Origin of the sequence: Pseudomonas multiresinivorans (assembly GCF_012971725.1) — a bacterium.
In the GTDB taxonomy this organism is placed as follows: domain Bacteria; phylum Pseudomonadota; class Gammaproteobacteria; order Pseudomonadales; family Pseudomonadaceae; genus Pseudomonas; species Pseudomonas multiresinivorans.
In genome coordinates, this window is record NZ_CP048833.1 from 3,702,412 (window position 1) to 3,718,009 (window position 15,598).

General features: G+C 66.6%; 15 protein-coding genes. All 15 read left to right on the top strand.

All coding sequences use genetic code 11. From position 1 onward, the window contains the following. Nucleotides 1-113: 113 nt before the first annotated feature. The 15 genes from G4G71_RS16800 to G4G71_RS16870 all read left to right on the top strand — a co-directional run bounded on the left by G4G71_RS16800 (nucleotide 114) and on the right by G4G71_RS16870 (nucleotide 15,567). Nucleotides 114-863, top strand: a complete 750-nt coding sequence (locus G4G71_RS16800; RefSeq protein ID WP_169939181.1) for a GntR family transcriptional regulator — start codon at nucleotides 114-116, stop codon at nucleotides 861-863. Beyond that, nucleotides 860-2,611 carry a fumarate reductase/succinate dehydrogenase flavoprotein subunit gene (locus G4G71_RS16805; protein ID WP_169939182.1) on the top strand — a complete coding sequence of 584 codons (1,752 nt, stop codon included), beginning with the start codon at nucleotides 860-862 and terminating at the stop codon, nucleotides 2,609-2,611. Before G4G71_RS16800 ends, G4G71_RS16805 begins: the two co-directional genes overlap by 4 nt. A gap of 258 nt (nucleotides 2,612-2,869) precedes the next feature. Further along, complete coding sequence (locus G4G71_RS16810; protein WP_024767017.1) at nucleotides 2,870-3,115, top strand: 4Fe-4S dicluster domain-containing protein; 246 nt, start codon at nucleotides 2,870-2,872, stop codon at nucleotides 3,113-3,115. A gap of 221 nt (nucleotides 3,116-3,336) precedes the next feature. After that, nucleotides 3,337-4,743, top strand: a complete 1,407-nt coding sequence (locus G4G71_RS16815; RefSeq protein WP_169939183.1) for an ABC transporter substrate-binding protein — start codon at nucleotides 3,337-3,339, stop codon at nucleotides 4,741-4,743. Nucleotides 4,744-4,790: 47 nt separating this feature from the next. Continuing rightward, nucleotides 4,791-5,579: an ABC transporter permease gene (locus G4G71_RS16820; protein WP_037018010.1), complete on the top strand. Its 789-nt coding sequence runs from the start codon at nucleotides 4,791-4,793 to the stop codon at nucleotides 5,577-5,579. After that, nucleotides 5,576-6,424 carry an ABC transporter ATP-binding protein gene (locus G4G71_RS16825; protein ID WP_169939184.1) on the top strand — a complete coding sequence of 283 codons (849 nt, stop codon included), beginning with the start codon at nucleotides 5,576-5,578 and terminating at the stop codon, nucleotides 6,422-6,424. The genes G4G71_RS16820 and G4G71_RS16825 overlap by 4 nt, the downstream gene beginning before the upstream one ends. Continuing rightward, nucleotides 6,421-7,392 carry a HEAT repeat domain-containing protein gene (locus tag G4G71_RS16830; RefSeq protein ID WP_169939185.1) on the top strand — a complete coding sequence of 324 codons (972 nt, stop codon included), beginning with the start codon at nucleotides 6,421-6,423 and terminating at the stop codon, nucleotides 7,390-7,392. Before G4G71_RS16825 ends, G4G71_RS16830 begins: the two co-directional genes overlap by 4 nt. Further along, entirely contained in the window at nucleotides 7,389-7,667 is a 279-nt protein-coding gene (locus G4G71_RS16835; RefSeq protein ID WP_169939186.1) for a DUF971 domain-containing protein, read from the top strand. The genes G4G71_RS16830 and G4G71_RS16835 overlap by 4 nt, the downstream gene beginning before the upstream one ends. Nucleotides 7,668-7,801: 134 nt before the next feature. Continuing rightward, the gene (locus G4G71_RS16840) at nucleotides 7,802-8,506 is read left to right on the top strand and encodes an SDR family NAD(P)-dependent oxidoreductase (protein ID WP_169939187.1); all 705 of its coding nucleotides are present in this window, start codon (nucleotides 7,802-7,804) and stop codon (nucleotides 8,504-8,506) included. A 91-nt stretch (nucleotides 8,507-8,597) separates the two neighbouring features. Then, nucleotides 8,598-9,617, top strand: coding sequence for an AraC family transcriptional regulator (locus tag G4G71_RS16845; protein ID WP_169939188.1), 1,020 nt, complete (start codon nucleotides 8,598-8,600; stop codon nucleotides 9,615-9,617). Between the two features lie 254 nt (nucleotides 9,618-9,871). Next, nucleotides 9,872-11,113: a sterol desaturase family protein gene (locus G4G71_RS16850; protein WP_169939189.1), complete on the top strand. Its 1,242-nt coding sequence runs from the start codon at nucleotides 9,872-9,874 to the stop codon at nucleotides 11,111-11,113. Between the two features lies 1 nt (nucleotide 11,114). Then, nucleotides 11,115-11,672 carry a hypothetical protein gene (locus tag G4G71_RS16855; RefSeq protein WP_169939190.1) on the top strand — a complete coding sequence of 186 codons (558 nt, stop codon included), beginning with the start codon at nucleotides 11,115-11,117 and terminating at the stop codon, nucleotides 11,670-11,672. A 149-nt stretch (nucleotides 11,673-11,821) separates the two neighbouring features. Continuing rightward, nucleotides 11,822-13,753 carry a DUF1302 domain-containing protein gene (locus G4G71_RS16860; protein ID WP_169939191.1) on the top strand — a complete coding sequence of 644 codons (1,932 nt, stop codon included), beginning with the start codon at nucleotides 11,822-11,824 and terminating at the stop codon, nucleotides 13,751-13,753. 13 nt (nucleotides 13,754-13,766) lie between these two features. Further along, a complete protein-coding gene (locus G4G71_RS16865) occupies nucleotides 13,767-15,134 on the top strand; it encodes a DUF1329 domain-containing protein (protein WP_169939192.1) in 1,368 nt (455 codons plus the stop codon). A gap of 55 nt (nucleotides 15,135-15,189) precedes the next feature. Next, nucleotides 15,190-15,567, top strand: a complete 378-nt coding sequence (locus tag G4G71_RS16870; RefSeq protein ID WP_169939193.1) for a hypothetical protein — start codon at nucleotides 15,190-15,192, stop codon at nucleotides 15,565-15,567. Nucleotides 15,568-15,598 lie beyond the last annotated feature (31 nt).

Sequence of the window (15,598 nt, forward strand, 5' to 3'; positions counted from 1 at the left end):
CTCTTTGGAATCCCTGCTGACAACGCTTTCTATGCTTATGCGAAATCGTTTCTTGTCCTGAATCAGCTATTCCTTTTATAGTTTCAGCAACTCGTCATAACAAGTTATGAACTATGGCCGAACTACTCCCCCTCTCCCCCGTTCCCCTGTACAGCCAGCTGAAGGAAATCCTCCGCACGCGCATCCTCGACGGCACCTATCCGCCGCTCAGCCGCATGCCGTCCGAGGCCGAGCTGGGCAAGGCCTTCGAGGTCAGCCGCATCACCGTGCGCCAGGCGCTGGGCGACCTGCAGAAGGAAGGGCTGATCTTCAAGATCCACGGCAAGGGCACCTTCGTCGCCAAGCCCAAGGCCTTCCAGAACGTCAGCACCCTTCAGGGCCTGGGCGAATCCATGACCCAGCGCGGCTACGAGGTGATCAACCGCCTGCGCAGCTTCAAGACCGTGCCCGCCAACGCCCAGGTTGCCGCCCGCCTGCGAGTGGCCGAGGGCGAAAGCGTGGTGCAGATCAAGCGTGCCCGCCTGGTCAATCGCGAGCTGGTGTCGATGGAGATTACCTGGCTGCCCGAGGCCGTCGGCAAGCGGCTGGAAAAGGCCGACCTGGTCAGCCGCGACATCTTCCTGATCCTGGAAAACGACTGCGCCCTGCCCCTGGGCCATGCCGATCTCGCCATCGACGCCATCCTCGCCGACGCCGAACTGGCCCGTGCGCTGGAGGTGGAAGAAGGTTCGCCGGTGATGCGCATCGAACGCCTGACCCACACCGCCGACGGCGCGCCGCTGGACTACGAACACCTCTACTACCGCGGCGACGCCTTCCAGTACCGCCTGCGCATCGACCGCCACAAGGGACAGCACCAATGACCCAGTTCGATCTCTCCCAGATCCCCGAGGACAAGGAACTCGCCTACGACATCGTGGTGATCGGCGGCGGCACCGCCGGCCCCATGGCGGCGATCAAGGCCAAGGAAGCCAACCGCGAGCTGCGCGTGCTGCTGGTGGACAAGGCCAACGTCAAGCGCAGCGGCGCCATCAGCATGGGCATGGACGGCCTGAACAACGCCATCATTCCCGGCCACGCCACGCCCGAGCAGTACACCAAGGAAATCACCGTCGCCAACGATGGCATCGTCAACCAGGCGGCGGTCTACGCCTACGCCACCCACAGCTTCGAGACCCTGCAGCAACTGGACCGCTGGGGCGTGAAGTTCGAGAAGGACGAAGTCGGCGACTACGCGGTGAAGAAGGTCCACCACATGGGCGCCTACGTGCTGCCCATGCCCGAGGGCCACGACATCAAGAAGGTGCTGTACCGCCAGCTCAAGCGCGCACGCATCGAGATCACCAACCGCCTGGTGGTGACCCGCCTGCTCACCGATGAAGAAGGCGCGGTCAACGGCCTGCTCGGCTTCGACTGCCGTACCGCGCAGTTCCAGGTCATCCGCGCCAAGGCCGTGGTCCTCGCCTGCGGCGCCGCCGGGCGCCTGGGTCTGCCCTCGTCGGGCTACCTGATGGGCACCTACGAGAACCCCACCAACGCCGGCGACGGCTACGCCATGGCCTACCACGCGGGCGCGGAGCTCTCGAACCTGGAGTGCTTCCAGATCAACCCGCTGATCAAGGACTACAACGGCCCGGCCTGCGCCTACGTCACCGGTCCGCTGGGTGGCTACACCGCCAACAGCAAGGGCGAGCGCTTCATCGAGTGCGACTACTGGAGCGGCCAGATGATGTGGGAGTTCCACCAGGAACTCGAAGGCGGCAACGGCCCGGTGTTCCTCAAGCTCGACCATCTGGCCGAGGAAACCATCCAGACCATCGAGGAAATCCTCCACAGCAACGAACGCCCCAGTCGCGGCCAGTTCCACGCCAACCGTGGCACCGACTACCGCCAGCAGATGGTGGAGATGCACATCTCCGAGATCGGCTTCTGCTCCGGCCATTCGGCTTCGGGGGTGTGGGTCAACGAGAAGGCCGAGACCAGCGTCAAGGGCCTGTACTCGGCCGGCGACATGGCTGCGGTGCCGCACAACTACATGCTTGGCGCCTTCACCTACGGCTGGTTCGCCGGCGCCAACGCCGCGCAGTTCGTGGCCGGCCGCGAGTTCAGCGAGGTCGATGCCGCCCAGGTGGAGCGCGAGCGTGAACGCGTCTTCGCCCCTTTGAAACGCGAGCACGGCCTGCCGCCAGCGCAGGTGGAGTACAAGCTGCGGCGCATGGTCAACGACTACCTGCAGCCGCCCAAGGTGACCAGGAAGATGGAGATCGGCCTGCAGCGCTTCGCCGAGATCGCCCGCGACCTCGACCAGCTCAAGGCCAACAACCCCCACGAGCTGATGCGCGCCATGGAAGTCAGCGTGATCCGCGACTGCGCCGAGATGGCCGCCCGCGCCTCGCTGTTCCGCACCGAGAGCCGCTGGGGCCTGTACCACCACCGCGTGGATTATCCGCTGCGCAACGACGCCGACTGGTTCTGCCATGCGCACTTGAGGAAGGGCGAGGACGGCGAGATGACCAGTTTCAAGAAGCCCATCGAGCCTTATGTGATCTCCCTGGATGAGGACGAGCAGCAGGCTTACGAAAAATTGCGGGTGAAGAGCGAGGCGGCTTGATGGGTTTCGGCTGCTCGCAGAGCCCCTCTCCCCCGGCCCTCTCCCGCAAGCGGTAGAGGGAGCTGTCCGGCGCGAGCGGCAACCGCGGAGTCACCTGGCGAGCACAGAAACATCCAACACTCCGAACGGCCCCCTCTCCCTTCAGGGAGAGGGCTGGGGAGAGGGAAACCCCGAGCACCAGTACCACCCCGGAACCACCGAACAGAATCAGCCCGCCGCTACGACGGCCGGCAAGCAACACGATGAGGACCGCGTGCAATGGCCTACCAACCCCAGGAAATCTTCTTCCGCTCCAGCGCCCCGGTGACGGTGGACGAGGACAAGTGCATCGCCGACAAGGGCTGCACCGTCTGCGTCGAGGTCTGCCCGATGGACCTGCTGGCGATCAACCCCGCCACCCAGAAGGCCTACATGGCCTTCGACGAATGCTGGTACTGCATGCCCTGCGAGAAGGACTGCCCGACTGGTGCGGTGCGCGTGGAGATTCCGTACCTCCTGCGTTGAGCTCCCGCAACGAAGTTCCCCTGTAGGAGCGAGCTTGCTCGCGAACCAACTCCTGCAGCAGGGCTGTTCGCGAGCAAGCTCGCTCCTACGAAAAGCCCGAACAACCCATAAGAAACGCCATCCGGCCCCACCGCCGGACGCCTGATGCACCGCCCCTCGTTTCCCACCGCAAGGCCTGCGGCGGAGACGATTCCAACACTCACGATTCGAGGGGAACACCCATGACCTTGCGCACTACCCTGGCCGGCCTCGCGCTCGCCATTGCCAGTATCACTGCCCACGGCGAGACCATCCGCGTCGCCATCGGCACCCAGGACACCACCATCAACTGCGCCGCCGGCGGCCTGTTGATCCGCGAACTCGGCCTGCTCGACAAGTACCTGCCGCACGACGGCAAGTACAAGGACGGGCAGTACGACGTGCAGTGGAAGAACTTCACCAGCGGCGCGCCGCTGACCAACGAGATGCTCGCCGGCAAGCTCGACTTCGGCGCCATGGCCGATTTTCCGGGCTCATTGAACGGCGTCGCCCACGAGGCGGCCGGCAAGCGCAGCCTGTTCATCAGCGTGCTCTCGGGCAGCATCGAGGGCAGCGGCAACGGCATCGTCGTGCCCGCCTCGTCCAAGGTGCAGTCGCTGGCCGAACTCAAGGGCCAGACCATCTCCGTACCCTTCGCCTCCACCGCCCACGGCCTGCTGCTGCGCGCCATCGCCGCGCAGGGCTGGGACCCGGAGAAGGACGTGACCATCATTGCGCAACCGCCGGAAGTCGCCGGCTCCGCGCTGCAGGCGAACAAGATCGCCGCCCACGCCGACTTCGTGCCCTTCGCCGAGCTGTTCGAGAGCCGTGGCATCGCCCGCAAGATCTACGACGGCTCCCAGGCCAAGGCACCGACCTTCCACGGCGCGCTGGTGGAAGCCGACTACGCGCAGCAGTACCCGGAAATCGTCGAGGCCTACCTGCGCGCCACCTACGAAGCCAACCAACTGCTGGCGAAAGACCCGGAGAAATACAGCGAGCTGATCGAAAAGGTCGCCGGCATTCCCGCCGAAGTGAACTACCTGTTCCACGGCCCGCTCGGCCTGCAGACCCGCGACCTGACCTGGAAGCCCGAATACCGCCAGGCCGTCACCACCGCCATCGACACGCTGAAGCTGCTGAAGAAGGCCGACCGCGGACTGAACGTCGAGCAGTTCGTCGACGACCGCTACATCCGCGCCGCCTTCAAGGCTTCCGGCGCCGACTACGACGCGGCGCTGAAGAACTACGCGCAGCAGCCGCTGCTGGGCAACGATGCGCTGACCGACAAGCCGATCAGCGATACCCGCAAGGTCGCGCAGATCTGGGTGCGCGGCGAACCGAAAGTGCGCAGCTACGCGACCGCCAGTGAAGCGCTGGGGCAACTCGCCGAGCTGAAGAAGCAGGGCAAGGACATCCGCGCGGTGTACGCCCAGGCCAGCGACAGCGGCATCAAGCTGCTCGCCGGGCAGGCCTGGTTCGTGCGTGGCAAGGATGGCGCGCTGGATGCCTTCCTGCTGCGCGAACAGGCCGACGCCTTTGCCCGCCAGCACGGCGGTGAAGTCGCCGACTTCGCCGCTGCCAGCCAGCAGGCGGTCGCCAGCCGCTGAGGTGCAGCCCCGGTGCCCCGCGCACCGGGGCTCGACGGAGAACGATGATGAACACCACCACCCTCACCCGCTGGAGCCTGCGCCTGGCCTCGCTGCTGGTCTGCCTGGCGCTGTGGCAGGTGCTCAGCGCGCGCCACGTGAACCTCGGCGTGGTCACCTTCGCCAACGTGCCCGGCCCGCGTGACGTGCTGGAAGCAGCCTGGAACCTGGCGCAGTCGAGCAAGCTCGGCCGCCACCTGGGCAGCAGCCTGCTGCGGGTACTCGCCGGCTACCTGCTGGCGGCCTTCGCCGGCATCGCCCTGGGGCTGCTCATCGGCCGTGGCCGCTGGGCGCGCGACAGCCTGCTGCCGCCGCTGGAAGTGCTGCGGCCGATTCCGGCGGTGGCGTGGATTCCGCTGGCGATCCTGATGTTCCCCAGCTCCGAGCTGTCGATGATCTTCATCACCTTCACCGGTGCGCTGTTCCCCATCCTGCTCAATACCATCCACGGTGTGGAAGCGGTGGACCCGCGCCTGCTCGCCTCCGCCCGCAGCCTCGGTGCCGGGCGCCTGGCGCTGCTGCGCGAGGTGGTGCTGCCGGGTGCTGCGCCGAGCATCGTCACCGGTCTTGCCATCGGCATGGGCACCTCGTGGTTCTGCCTGGTGACCGCCGAAATGATCTCCGGCCAATGGGGCATCGGCTACTACACCTGGGAGTCCTACACCTTGCAGAACTACCCCGACATCGTCGTCGGCATGCTGCTGATCGGCGTGCTCGGCATGGCCAGCAGCCTGCTGGTGCGCCAGCTCGGCAGCCTCGTCACACCCTGGCAGCGCCAGGCCGGAGGCAAGCCATGACCCTGCCCGCCAGCGCACCGGGGCGCGTGCGCGTCGACGGCCTGTCGATCCACCTCGGCAGCGGCCGCGACGCCTTCGAGGCCGTGCAGTCCCTGAGCTTCTCCATCGAGCCCGGCGAATTCGTCTGCGTGCTCGGCCCGTCCGGCTGCGGCAAATCCACCCTGCTCGGTGCCCTTGCCGGCCACCTGACGCCCAGCGCCGGCAAGCTGGAAGTGGACGGTAGTCCTGTCACCGCCCCCTCGCCCGAGCGCGGCATGGTGTTCCAGCACCACACCCTGCTGCCCTGGCGGCGCGTGCGCGACAACGTCGCCTTCGGCTTGAAGATGCGCGGCGTGCCCCGCGCGGAACGCCATCGCCAGGCGGATGAAATGCTCCAGCTGGTCGGCCTCAACGGCTTCGCCAATCGTTGGCCGTCGCAGCTCTCCGGCGGCATGCAGCAACGCGTGGAAATCGCCCGCGTGCTGATCAACCAGCCGCGCCTGCTGCTGATGGACGAACCCTTCGGCGCCCTTGACGCGCAGACGCGGATGATGATGCAGGAACTGCTGCTGGACATCTGGACGCGCCTGCGCACCAGCGTGCTGTTCATCACCCACGACATCGACGAGGCGCTGTTCCTTGCCGACCGCATCCTGGTGATGAGCCCGCGCCCCGGGCGCATCCTCGAAGACATCCGCCTCGACTTCCCGCGCCCACGCCACGCCGACCTGCTCACCAGCCCGGAATTCTCCCGCCTCAAGCGCCACTGCCTGGAACTGCTGCGCCACGAAGACGGCCGCCAGCTGCCACGCCTGACGCCGCTGGGCCTGCCCACTCAACAACGGATACCGCGATTCGCCATATGACCGACTTCAGCCTGACTACCGATAATCCTGACATCCTCGACCTGCGACCACGACTGCAGGACGCCGACGCCGGCGTGCGCCGCATCGCCCTGATCGAACTGGCCGACCTTGAAGACCCTGACGGCCTGCCCTGGCTCGCCCACGCGCTGACCCATGACGACGCCGCCAGCGTGCGTGCCGAAGCCGCACGCCTGCTGGAAGCCTGGGAAGAGCCCGACGTGGTGGACGCGCTCTGCCAGGCCCTGGCCGACAGCGCCGAGGACGTGCGCGAAGCCGCTGCCCAGAGCCTCAGCGAGCTGAAGACCGCCGAGGCCGGCGCACGCCTGCTGCCCTGGGCTGCGCACAGCGATATCTTCGTCCGCCGTAGCGCCCTGCGCGCCTTGCGCGAACTGCGCCTGGAAGCGGCCGCCGAACCGGCGCTTACCGCGCTGGCGGACTCCGACGCCGGCGTGCGCCGCGAAGCCGTGGGCATCCTCGGATGGCTCAAGCGCACCGACGCCCTGCCACACCTGGCTCGGTTGACCCGCGATGATCCGGACGCCGAAGTCCGCCGCGCTGCCGCCGGCGCCCTTGGCCTGGCCATCGACGCCAGCGTACTGCCGGCCTTGCAGGCCGCCCTGGCCGATCTGGCCTGGCAAGTGCGCGAGGAAGCCGCCGGCACCCTCGGCAAGCTGGCCCTGCCCGAAGCCGGCGAAGCCCTGGTGCAGGCGCTGGAAGACGACTTCTGGCAGGTGCGCCTGCGCGCCGCCCGTTCGCTGGGCAAGCTGCGCTACCTGCCGGCGCTGGAGGGTTTGAAGGTCGTGCTCGGCCACGGCATCAGCAACCTGCGCAAGGAAGCCGCGCTGGCCCTGGGCGAACTGGGCAGCGGCGATGCCATCGACGCCCTGCGCAACGCCGAGCACGACGGCGACCCGGAAGTCCGCAAGGCCGTGCGTATCGCCCTGACTCAGCTGGGCCAGTCGACATGAACATGCCGGTCGCGCTGCACCGCTCCAGCGCAGACGGCGAACTGCGCATCCGCTGGAACGACGGCGTCGAGCAGTGCATCGCCTTCGTCCGCCTGCGCGGTGCCTGCCCCTGCTCGCAATGCCGGGCAGCGCGGCTGCAGGGTCGCATCGAGCTGGTAAAGGCCGGCGTAGTCCTGCAACAGCTGAACCTGCAGGGCTACGGCGTGCAATTGGTGTTCGACGACGGCCACGACAGGGGCATCTACCCCTGGGATTACCTGCGCACACTGGCCTGAATCCACACCGATCAGTCGAACAGATGACGCGCTGCCGCATCCAATCTGGCGCGCAGGAACATGCCGCGCGGCGGCAGGGTGATTAGCGTTCGCAGCATACCCACAAGAACGTCAACCACCGAGCGCCATTCATCATGCCTTTATCGCTTTCCCAACGCGTCATCGCCATCACCGGAGCCTTCGGCAACCTCGGTGCGGCGCTGGCCATCCAGGCCGCCGAAGCCGGCGCACTGCTTGTGCTGATCGACCGGGCCGAAGCGCCGCCCGCGGACTTCCACACGCCCGACGGCGCCCTGCTGCTGACCGGTATCGACCTCGCCTCGCTGGCCGACGCCCAGGCCGCAGCGCGCCAGATCGACGAACGCCTCGGCCGGCTCGACGCGCTGGTGAACGTCGCCGGTGGCTTTGCCTGGCAGACCCTGGCCGAAGGCGATGTCGAGTGCTGGGACCGTCTCTACACCCTCAACCTGCGCACAGCCCTGTGCGCCTGCCAGGCGCTGCTGCCGCTGATTCGCCAGTCCGCCGCCGGGCGCATCGTCAACCTGGGCGCCGGCGCAGCCAGCCGGGCCGGCTTCGGCATGGGCGCCTACACCGCTTCCAAGGCCGGCGTGCTGCGCCTGACCGAAAGCCTCGCCGAAGAGCTCAAGGACCAGGGCGTCACGGTCAACGCGGTACTGCCGAGCATCATCGACACGCCGCAGAACCGCGCCGCCATGCCGGAGGCGGACTTCGGCCGCTGGGTCACGGCCGAACAGCTGGCGGGGGTGATTCTCTTCCTGCTCGGCGATGCGGCCGCCGCCATCACCGGCGCCGGGATTCCGGTCAGCGGCCGCGTCTGAGCGTGCCGACGGACGCCGCTGGCCTCGGCGGCGTCCGACTTGCTAGATTGCACCCGCTCTCCAACCGGACCACCGGATCGCCCCACACGCCATGCATCCCGCCACCGCCAGCGCCGCCTTCGTCAACCACGTGCTGAACACTGCCGAGCAATATGGCTGTGACGGCGAACTGCTGCTGAACGAAATCGGCCTGCAGCGCGAGCGCCTCGCCGACCCGATCCTGCGCATCCCCATGCACCAGCTGCGGGCCCTGCTGGAGCTGGCGGTGCGCATGAGCGGCCTGCCGCACTTCGGCCTGCTGGTGGGCGCAGCGGTACGCCCCGGCAGCTACGGCGTGCTGGGGGCAGTGTCGATGACAAGCGCCACGCTGGGCGAGTCCATGAGCATGATCCGGCGCTTCGGCAAGATCGTCTTCGACAGCCCGTCGAGCCAGACGCATATCGTCATCGGGGACGGCCGGGTACTGCTCGAAGACCAGCGCATCACCGAGCTGGAACCCTACTGCGCCTGCCAGCAGGACGCCGTGCTGGCGGGCTGGACGGCTTTCGGCCGCTGGCTGATCGGCAGCAGCGCACCGCTGCTGGAAGTGCAGATGATTCACGCCGCGCAGGGCGACGCCGCACTCTACGACGAGTTCTTCGGCTGCCCCGTCCAGTTCAACGCCCCGCGCAACGCACTGGTCTTCCCCGAGGCGATGCTCGCCGCGCGAATCCAGGGCGCCGACCCGCGCACCCACAAGAGCCTGCTGCTGGAGGCTGACCTGCAGTTGGGCCGCTCCTACGCCCCATTCTCGGTGATCGGACGGCTGCGGGCGCTGCTGATCGAGCACATGCCCGGCGGCGAAGTCAGCCTGGAGGGACTGGCCAGCGAGCTGGCCATGTCGCCGCGCACCCTGCAGCGCAAGCTGGCCGCCGAAGGCGAAAGTTTCTCCCAGGTGCTGGAGACCATGCGCATGGAACTGGCCGACCATTATCTGCGGCGCACCGATTCCAGCGTCATGGAGATCGCCCTGATGCTCGGTTTTTCCCAGGCCAGCGCCTTCAGCCATGCCTTCCGCCAGTCGCGCGGCATCTCCCCGGCAGACTTCCGCAAGACCCTGCGCAGCGCCTGACCACCGGCGCTGGGGCCCTTGTAGGAGCGAGCTTGCTCGCGAACCGCTCTCCTGATATCCCGCGCAAGGCTCGGCAATGTTCGCGAGCAAGCTCGCTCCTACAGGTAATGCCGTTCCTGGCGTCTATGGGTCGCCATCACCCAATCGAATGCGCCGCCGATTGACGCCACTGGACATGCGCACTGGCGCCCTGCATCACGCCCGCCCTGGCGCATCGCGTTAGCCTCCGTGCAACAAAAAAAGGAGGCAGAAACATGCCCAACATGATCGTCTACGCCGTGCCGGCATTCCTCGTGCTGCTGCTGGTCGAACTACTCTGGAGCGTCTGGCGGCGGCGCCAGACCTTCGCCCTTTCCGACAGCCTGTCGAGCGCGTCGCTGGGGCTCAGCGGCCAGGTGATCAACCTGTTCGTGCGCGCCCTGAACTTCGGTGTCTACCTGCTCGCCTACCAGTACCTGGCGCTGTTCGACCTCTCCACCTCGCACTGGTGGGTCTGGGTCATCGGCCTGCTCGGCTACGACTTCTGCTACTACTGGCATCACCGCATGGGGCACGAGGTCAACCTGGTCTGGGCGTCCCACGTGGTGCACCACTCCAGCGAGGAATTCAACTACTCCACAGCGTTGCGGCAGACCAGCACGGGCTTCCTCACCAACTGGTTCTTCTACTGGCCGCTGGCGCTGATCGGCATTCCGCCGACCGTGTTCATCGTCGCCGGCGCGGTGATCCTCGGCTACCAGTTCTGGATTCACACCCGCCACATCGGCCGCCTCGGCTGGTTCGACTACTGCTTCGCCTCGCCGTCCAATCACCGCGTGCACCATGGCCAGAACGCCTACTGCGTGGACCGCAACTACGGCGGCGTATTGATGCTCTGGGACCACCTGTTCGGCACCTTCGCCAAGGAGCGCCCGGAGTCGGAAGAGCCGATCATCTACGGCATCCACGGCCAGCTGAAGACCTTCGATCCGCTCAAGGCGAACTTCCACAAGTACCGCGACCTGCTCGCCGACGCCCGCCTGGCCGATACCTGGGCAGACAGGATTCGCGTCTGGTTCGCCCGCCCCGGCTGGCGCCCGGCCGCTGCCGAACGGCTCGATCCGAAGCCGCCCCACGACATCAGCGCATTCCGTATCTACCGCCCGCGCATTTCCGCTGCAACGGCCTTCTACTGCCTGCTGCAGATGCTCCTGCTGATGGTGCTGGGCATGGGCTTCCTGGCCTTCGCCTACCAGCTGCCGCTGGCCTGGAAAGTGGTCGGAGCGCTGTGGATCATCGCCTCGCTGTGGGTACTGGGCCGCAGCCTCGAGGGTGCTCCCGGCAATGGCCGCTGGCAGTTGCTGTGGCTGTGTTCGCTGGCGATTCCGGCGGCCATCGGCCACCTGCAATGGGGCCTGCCGGTGGCCTGGGCAGTAGCGCTGTTCTTCGCTGCGACGCTGACCCTGTTCGGCATGCTGCTGCGCTCGCTGCGCCAGCCGCAATCGCTGGAGGTCTGAGATGAATTCCAGCGTGCTCTGCGAACTGTTGCTGTGCGCCGCAAGCGTCTGGGCAGCGGCGGACAGTCTTAAGAACGGACACGGCTGGCGCTTCGCCGGATTCGCCCTGATCGCCTTCACCGCGTTGCTCGGCGCAATGGTCTATGGCGGCTTGGAGACGGCACGACCGGCGCACCAGACCATGACTGGCATCTCCGGGCGCATCAGCCTGCTGCTGATCGCCATCGGCAGTCTGCACGGCGCGCCCCGCCATCTGCTGCTCGCCGCCCTCGCCGCGCTGATGCTCTGGCTGCCGGACAACCTCGCGCTGGCCGGCAACCTGCTGGCGCTGATCGCCATCGCCTGGCCCGGCCGCTCGCAGCGCTGGCCGCTGGCAATCGCCGGCGCCCTGCTGTTCGTCCTCGCCGGTCTGGGTATCGCCGGTCGTGGCGAATGGTGGGGCATCCCGCGCGTGGACCTCTACCACCTCACGCTGATGCTGGCGACGCTGTGCTGGACGCTCGCACGGCTGCGCGGCACGCGCTGGCTGCTTGGCACGCCAGCTTCCCTCGCCCGCTGAATACGGGCGCCACCGACCACCGGAGACCAGCACCCGGCGTGAACCCAACACGCCCATTTGCCTTCGCAGAGCACTATCCGAAGGGGCGCCGCCACGAGGCCCCATCTGATGACACACACAATAAGAACCAGTCGTTGGAGTAGCCTCACATGACCACCAGATCCCGCAAGCGTCGCTTGCAGACCGGGTCCGCCTTTGCCTGCGTTTTACCCCTGATGCTCAGCGGCCAGTCGAAGGCCGTCGAATTCAGTTTCCTCGACAACCAGCTCAGCGGTTCGCTGGACACCACGGTGTCCTATGGCGCGCTGTGGCGCGTGCAAGGTCAGGACAAGACCAACAACGACGTCAACAGCAACGACGGCAACCGCAACTTCAGCACGGGACTGGCCTCGGAGGTGTACAAGATCACCTCGGACCTGGAGGCCACCTACCAGAATTACGGCCTGTTCATGCGCGGCTCGGCGTTCTACGACACGCAGATCATGGACAAGCGCAACGACTACTACGACCACAACGAACCGCCGCAGCCCAGCCAGAGCTACCCGCACAACGACCACTTCACCGACGCCACCCGCGACACCGCCGGGCACCGCGCGGAAATCCTCGACGCCTACCTGTACGGCAACTGGGACGTCGCCGACCATCCGCTGAGCGCGCGCCTGGGCAACCAGGTCTTCAACTGGGGCGAAGGCGTGTTCTACCGAGGCGGAATCAACACCACCAACCCGGTGGACGCCGCCAAGTTCCGCCTGCCCGGCTCGGAGCTCAAGGAAGTGCTGATGCCGGTGGAGGCGGTCAGCTTCAACGTCGGCCTCACCGACAACCTGTCGATGGACGCCTTCTACCAGTGGAACTGGAAGGAAACCCGCCTCGACCCGGCCGGTACCTTCTTCTCCGAGACCGACCTCTTCGCCGACGGCGGCAACACCGGCTACACGCGGGTGAAAGCGCTGTCCGATCCGCTGTTCCAGACCCTCTATCCGCAGCTCTCGGCCAGCCATTTCGCCGGCCTGCAGGGCACCGACTACCTGGACAGCAACGGCTACTTCAAGGTCTCGCACATCGGCAAGGACATCAACGCGAAGAACGACGGCCAGTTCGGCGTGGCCTTCCACTACATCGCCGAGCAGCTCAACTCCACCGAATTCGGCTTCTATTTCGTCAACTACCACGCCAAGGACCCGGTGATCTATGCCGACCTGAACAAGAGCTACGCCGGGCTGGACATGGACCAGCTCGCACAGCTGGTCGGCTCGCCGTCCTATGACGCGCTGGTGCAGAACCGTGGGCAGATGCTCGGCCTGATCAACGCCGCCGCGGCGGTGGACATGGCCAACCAGGCCAACGCCCGCCGGGAGTATGTCGAGAACATCCGCATGTACGGCCTGAGCTTCAACACCACGCTGGGCGACGCCTCGCTGTTCGGCGAGATCGCCTACCGGCCCAACCTGCCCATCGGCGTGGCGACCACCAACGACCTGCTCGGCGACATGCTCGCCCAGGCCGGCAAGATCGCCGACGGGCAGAAGGTCAATGTCGGCGGGCAGATGGTCGGCCTGGGCGGGGCGGTGCACGACTACGAGCGCGTCGAGTCCTTCAACAGCTCGCTGGGGACCATTTACAACTTCGGCCCGTCGCTGTCCTTCGACTCCTTCATGGGCGTGTTCGAAGTGGCCGCCGAGCAACTGCGCGGCAGCAGCCTGCAATACACCGCGTATGACGGCAGCACCCGCTACTACTCCGGACGCAGCAACGGCGCGTACGTCTCCGGCTTCGACCGCGGCGACCAGGTCAACCGCAATGCCTACGGCGCCACGCTGCTGCTGACCGGCACCTGGAACGACGTGTTCGCCGGGATCAACCTCTCGCCCTACGCCGTCTACAAGGACGACTTCAGCGGCAACTCGCAGCAGGCCGGCAACTTCATCGCCGGGCGCAAGGCCTACACCCTGGGCCTCAAGGCGACCTACCTGAACAGCCTGGAAGCCGAGCTGCAGTACACAGAGTTCTACGGCGCCGGGCAGGAAAACGCCGCCCGCGACCGCGACAACGTCGGCTTCAACGTCAAGTACTCCTTCTGAGCGGAGAACCACCATGGGCAACATTCGTACCTTGGTCAGCGCCGCTGTCGCGCTGGCCCTGTCCGCCGGCAGTGCGCTGGCGGCGGTTTCCCCGCAGGACGCAGCCAGGCTGCAATCCACTCTCACTCCGCTGGGCGCGGAAAAGGCCGGCAACGCCGCCGGCAGCATCCCCGCCTGGACCGGTGGCATCACCCAGGCCCCGGCCGGCTACAAGCCCGGCCAGCATCCGATCGACCCGTACGCGGCGGACAAGCCGCTGTTCACCATCACCAAAGCCAACCTGGAGCGGTACAAGGCCAACCTCACGCCCGGCCAACTGGCGATGTTCAACAACTACCCGGACACCTTCCAGATTCCGGTGTACCCAACCCGGCGCAGCGGCTCGGCGCCGCAGTGGGTGTACGACAACACGTTGAAGAACGCGACCAGCGCCAAGCTGGCCGAGAACGGCAATGGCTTCGTCGATGCGTTCGGCGGCATTCCCTTCCCGATCCCGCAGAGCGGCGTGGAAGCGGTGTGGAACCACATCGCCCGTTACCGTGGCACCTTCATCGTGCGCCGCGCCGCCGAAGCCGCCGTACAACGCAACGGCGACTATTCGCCGGTGGTCACCCAGCAGGAGGCGCTGTTCAAGTACTACCAGCCGGGCGGCAATTTCGAAGGTCTGGGCAACCGCATGTTCTACTTCCTCGCCTTCACCAAGAGCCCGGCGCGCCTGGCCGGCAGCGCCGCACTGATTCACGAGACGCTGGACCAGGTGAAGGAACCGCGCCAGGCCTGGGCCTACAACGCCGGCCAGCGCCGCGTGCGTCGCGCCCCCAGCCTGGCCTACGACACGCCCATCGCCTCCTCCGATGGCCTGCGCACCGCCGACGACACCGATATGTACAACGGCGCTCCGGACCGCTACGACTGGAAGCTGCTGGGCAAGAAGGAGATCTACATCCCCTACAACAACTTCCGCCTGGCCAGCTCCGAGGTGAAGTACAAGGACCTGCTCACGCCCAACCACCTCAACCCGCAGTACACCCGTTACGAGTTGCACCGCGTGTGGGTAGTGGAAGGCACGCTGAAGCCGGGTGCGCGGCATATCTACTCCAAGCGCGTGCTGTTCCTCGACGAGGACAGCTGGGGCGCCGCCGAAGTCGACCAGTACGACGGCCGTGGCGAACTGTGGCGCGTATCGATGGCCTACCTGCGCAGCTACTACGAGCTGCCCACCACCTGGACCTCCATCGACGTCTTCCACGACCTGCAGGCGCGCCGCTACGTGGCGATGAACCTCGACAACGAAGAGCCGGCCAGCATCGACTTCACCCAGGCGCTGCCGGACGGCGAGTACTTCAGCCCGTCGGCCCTGCGTCGGCGCGGCACCCGCTGACCCTCAGCCCATCGCGGGGCGCTCGGCCCCGCTTCCCCGCAAGGAAACCTGAACGATGTCCAGACCCGCCCTCACCCTCAAATGGTTCGGTTGCTACCTGATGCTGCTGGGCCTGGCGCTGATGCTGGTGCCCAACCTGCTGCTCGGCCTGTTCCACGTCGCCACCACGTCGGAGGTGTGGATACGGGTCGTCGGCGTGCTGGCGTTCAACATCGGCGTCTACTACCTCGCCGCCGCCCGCAGCGAATCCCGGCCGCTGTTCCTCGCCTCGGTGTATACCCGCGCCCTGGTGCTGGCCGGCTTCGCCGCCTTTGCCCTGCTGCAATTGTGCGAACCGATAGTGGTGCTGTTCGGCGCCGTGGACTTCTGCGGTGGCCTCTGGACGCTGCAAGCCTTGCGCACGGAGAACAGCGCTCGCGCTATCCGGAACTAGACTTGCTGATTCCCGTGCCGCTACCGGAGGT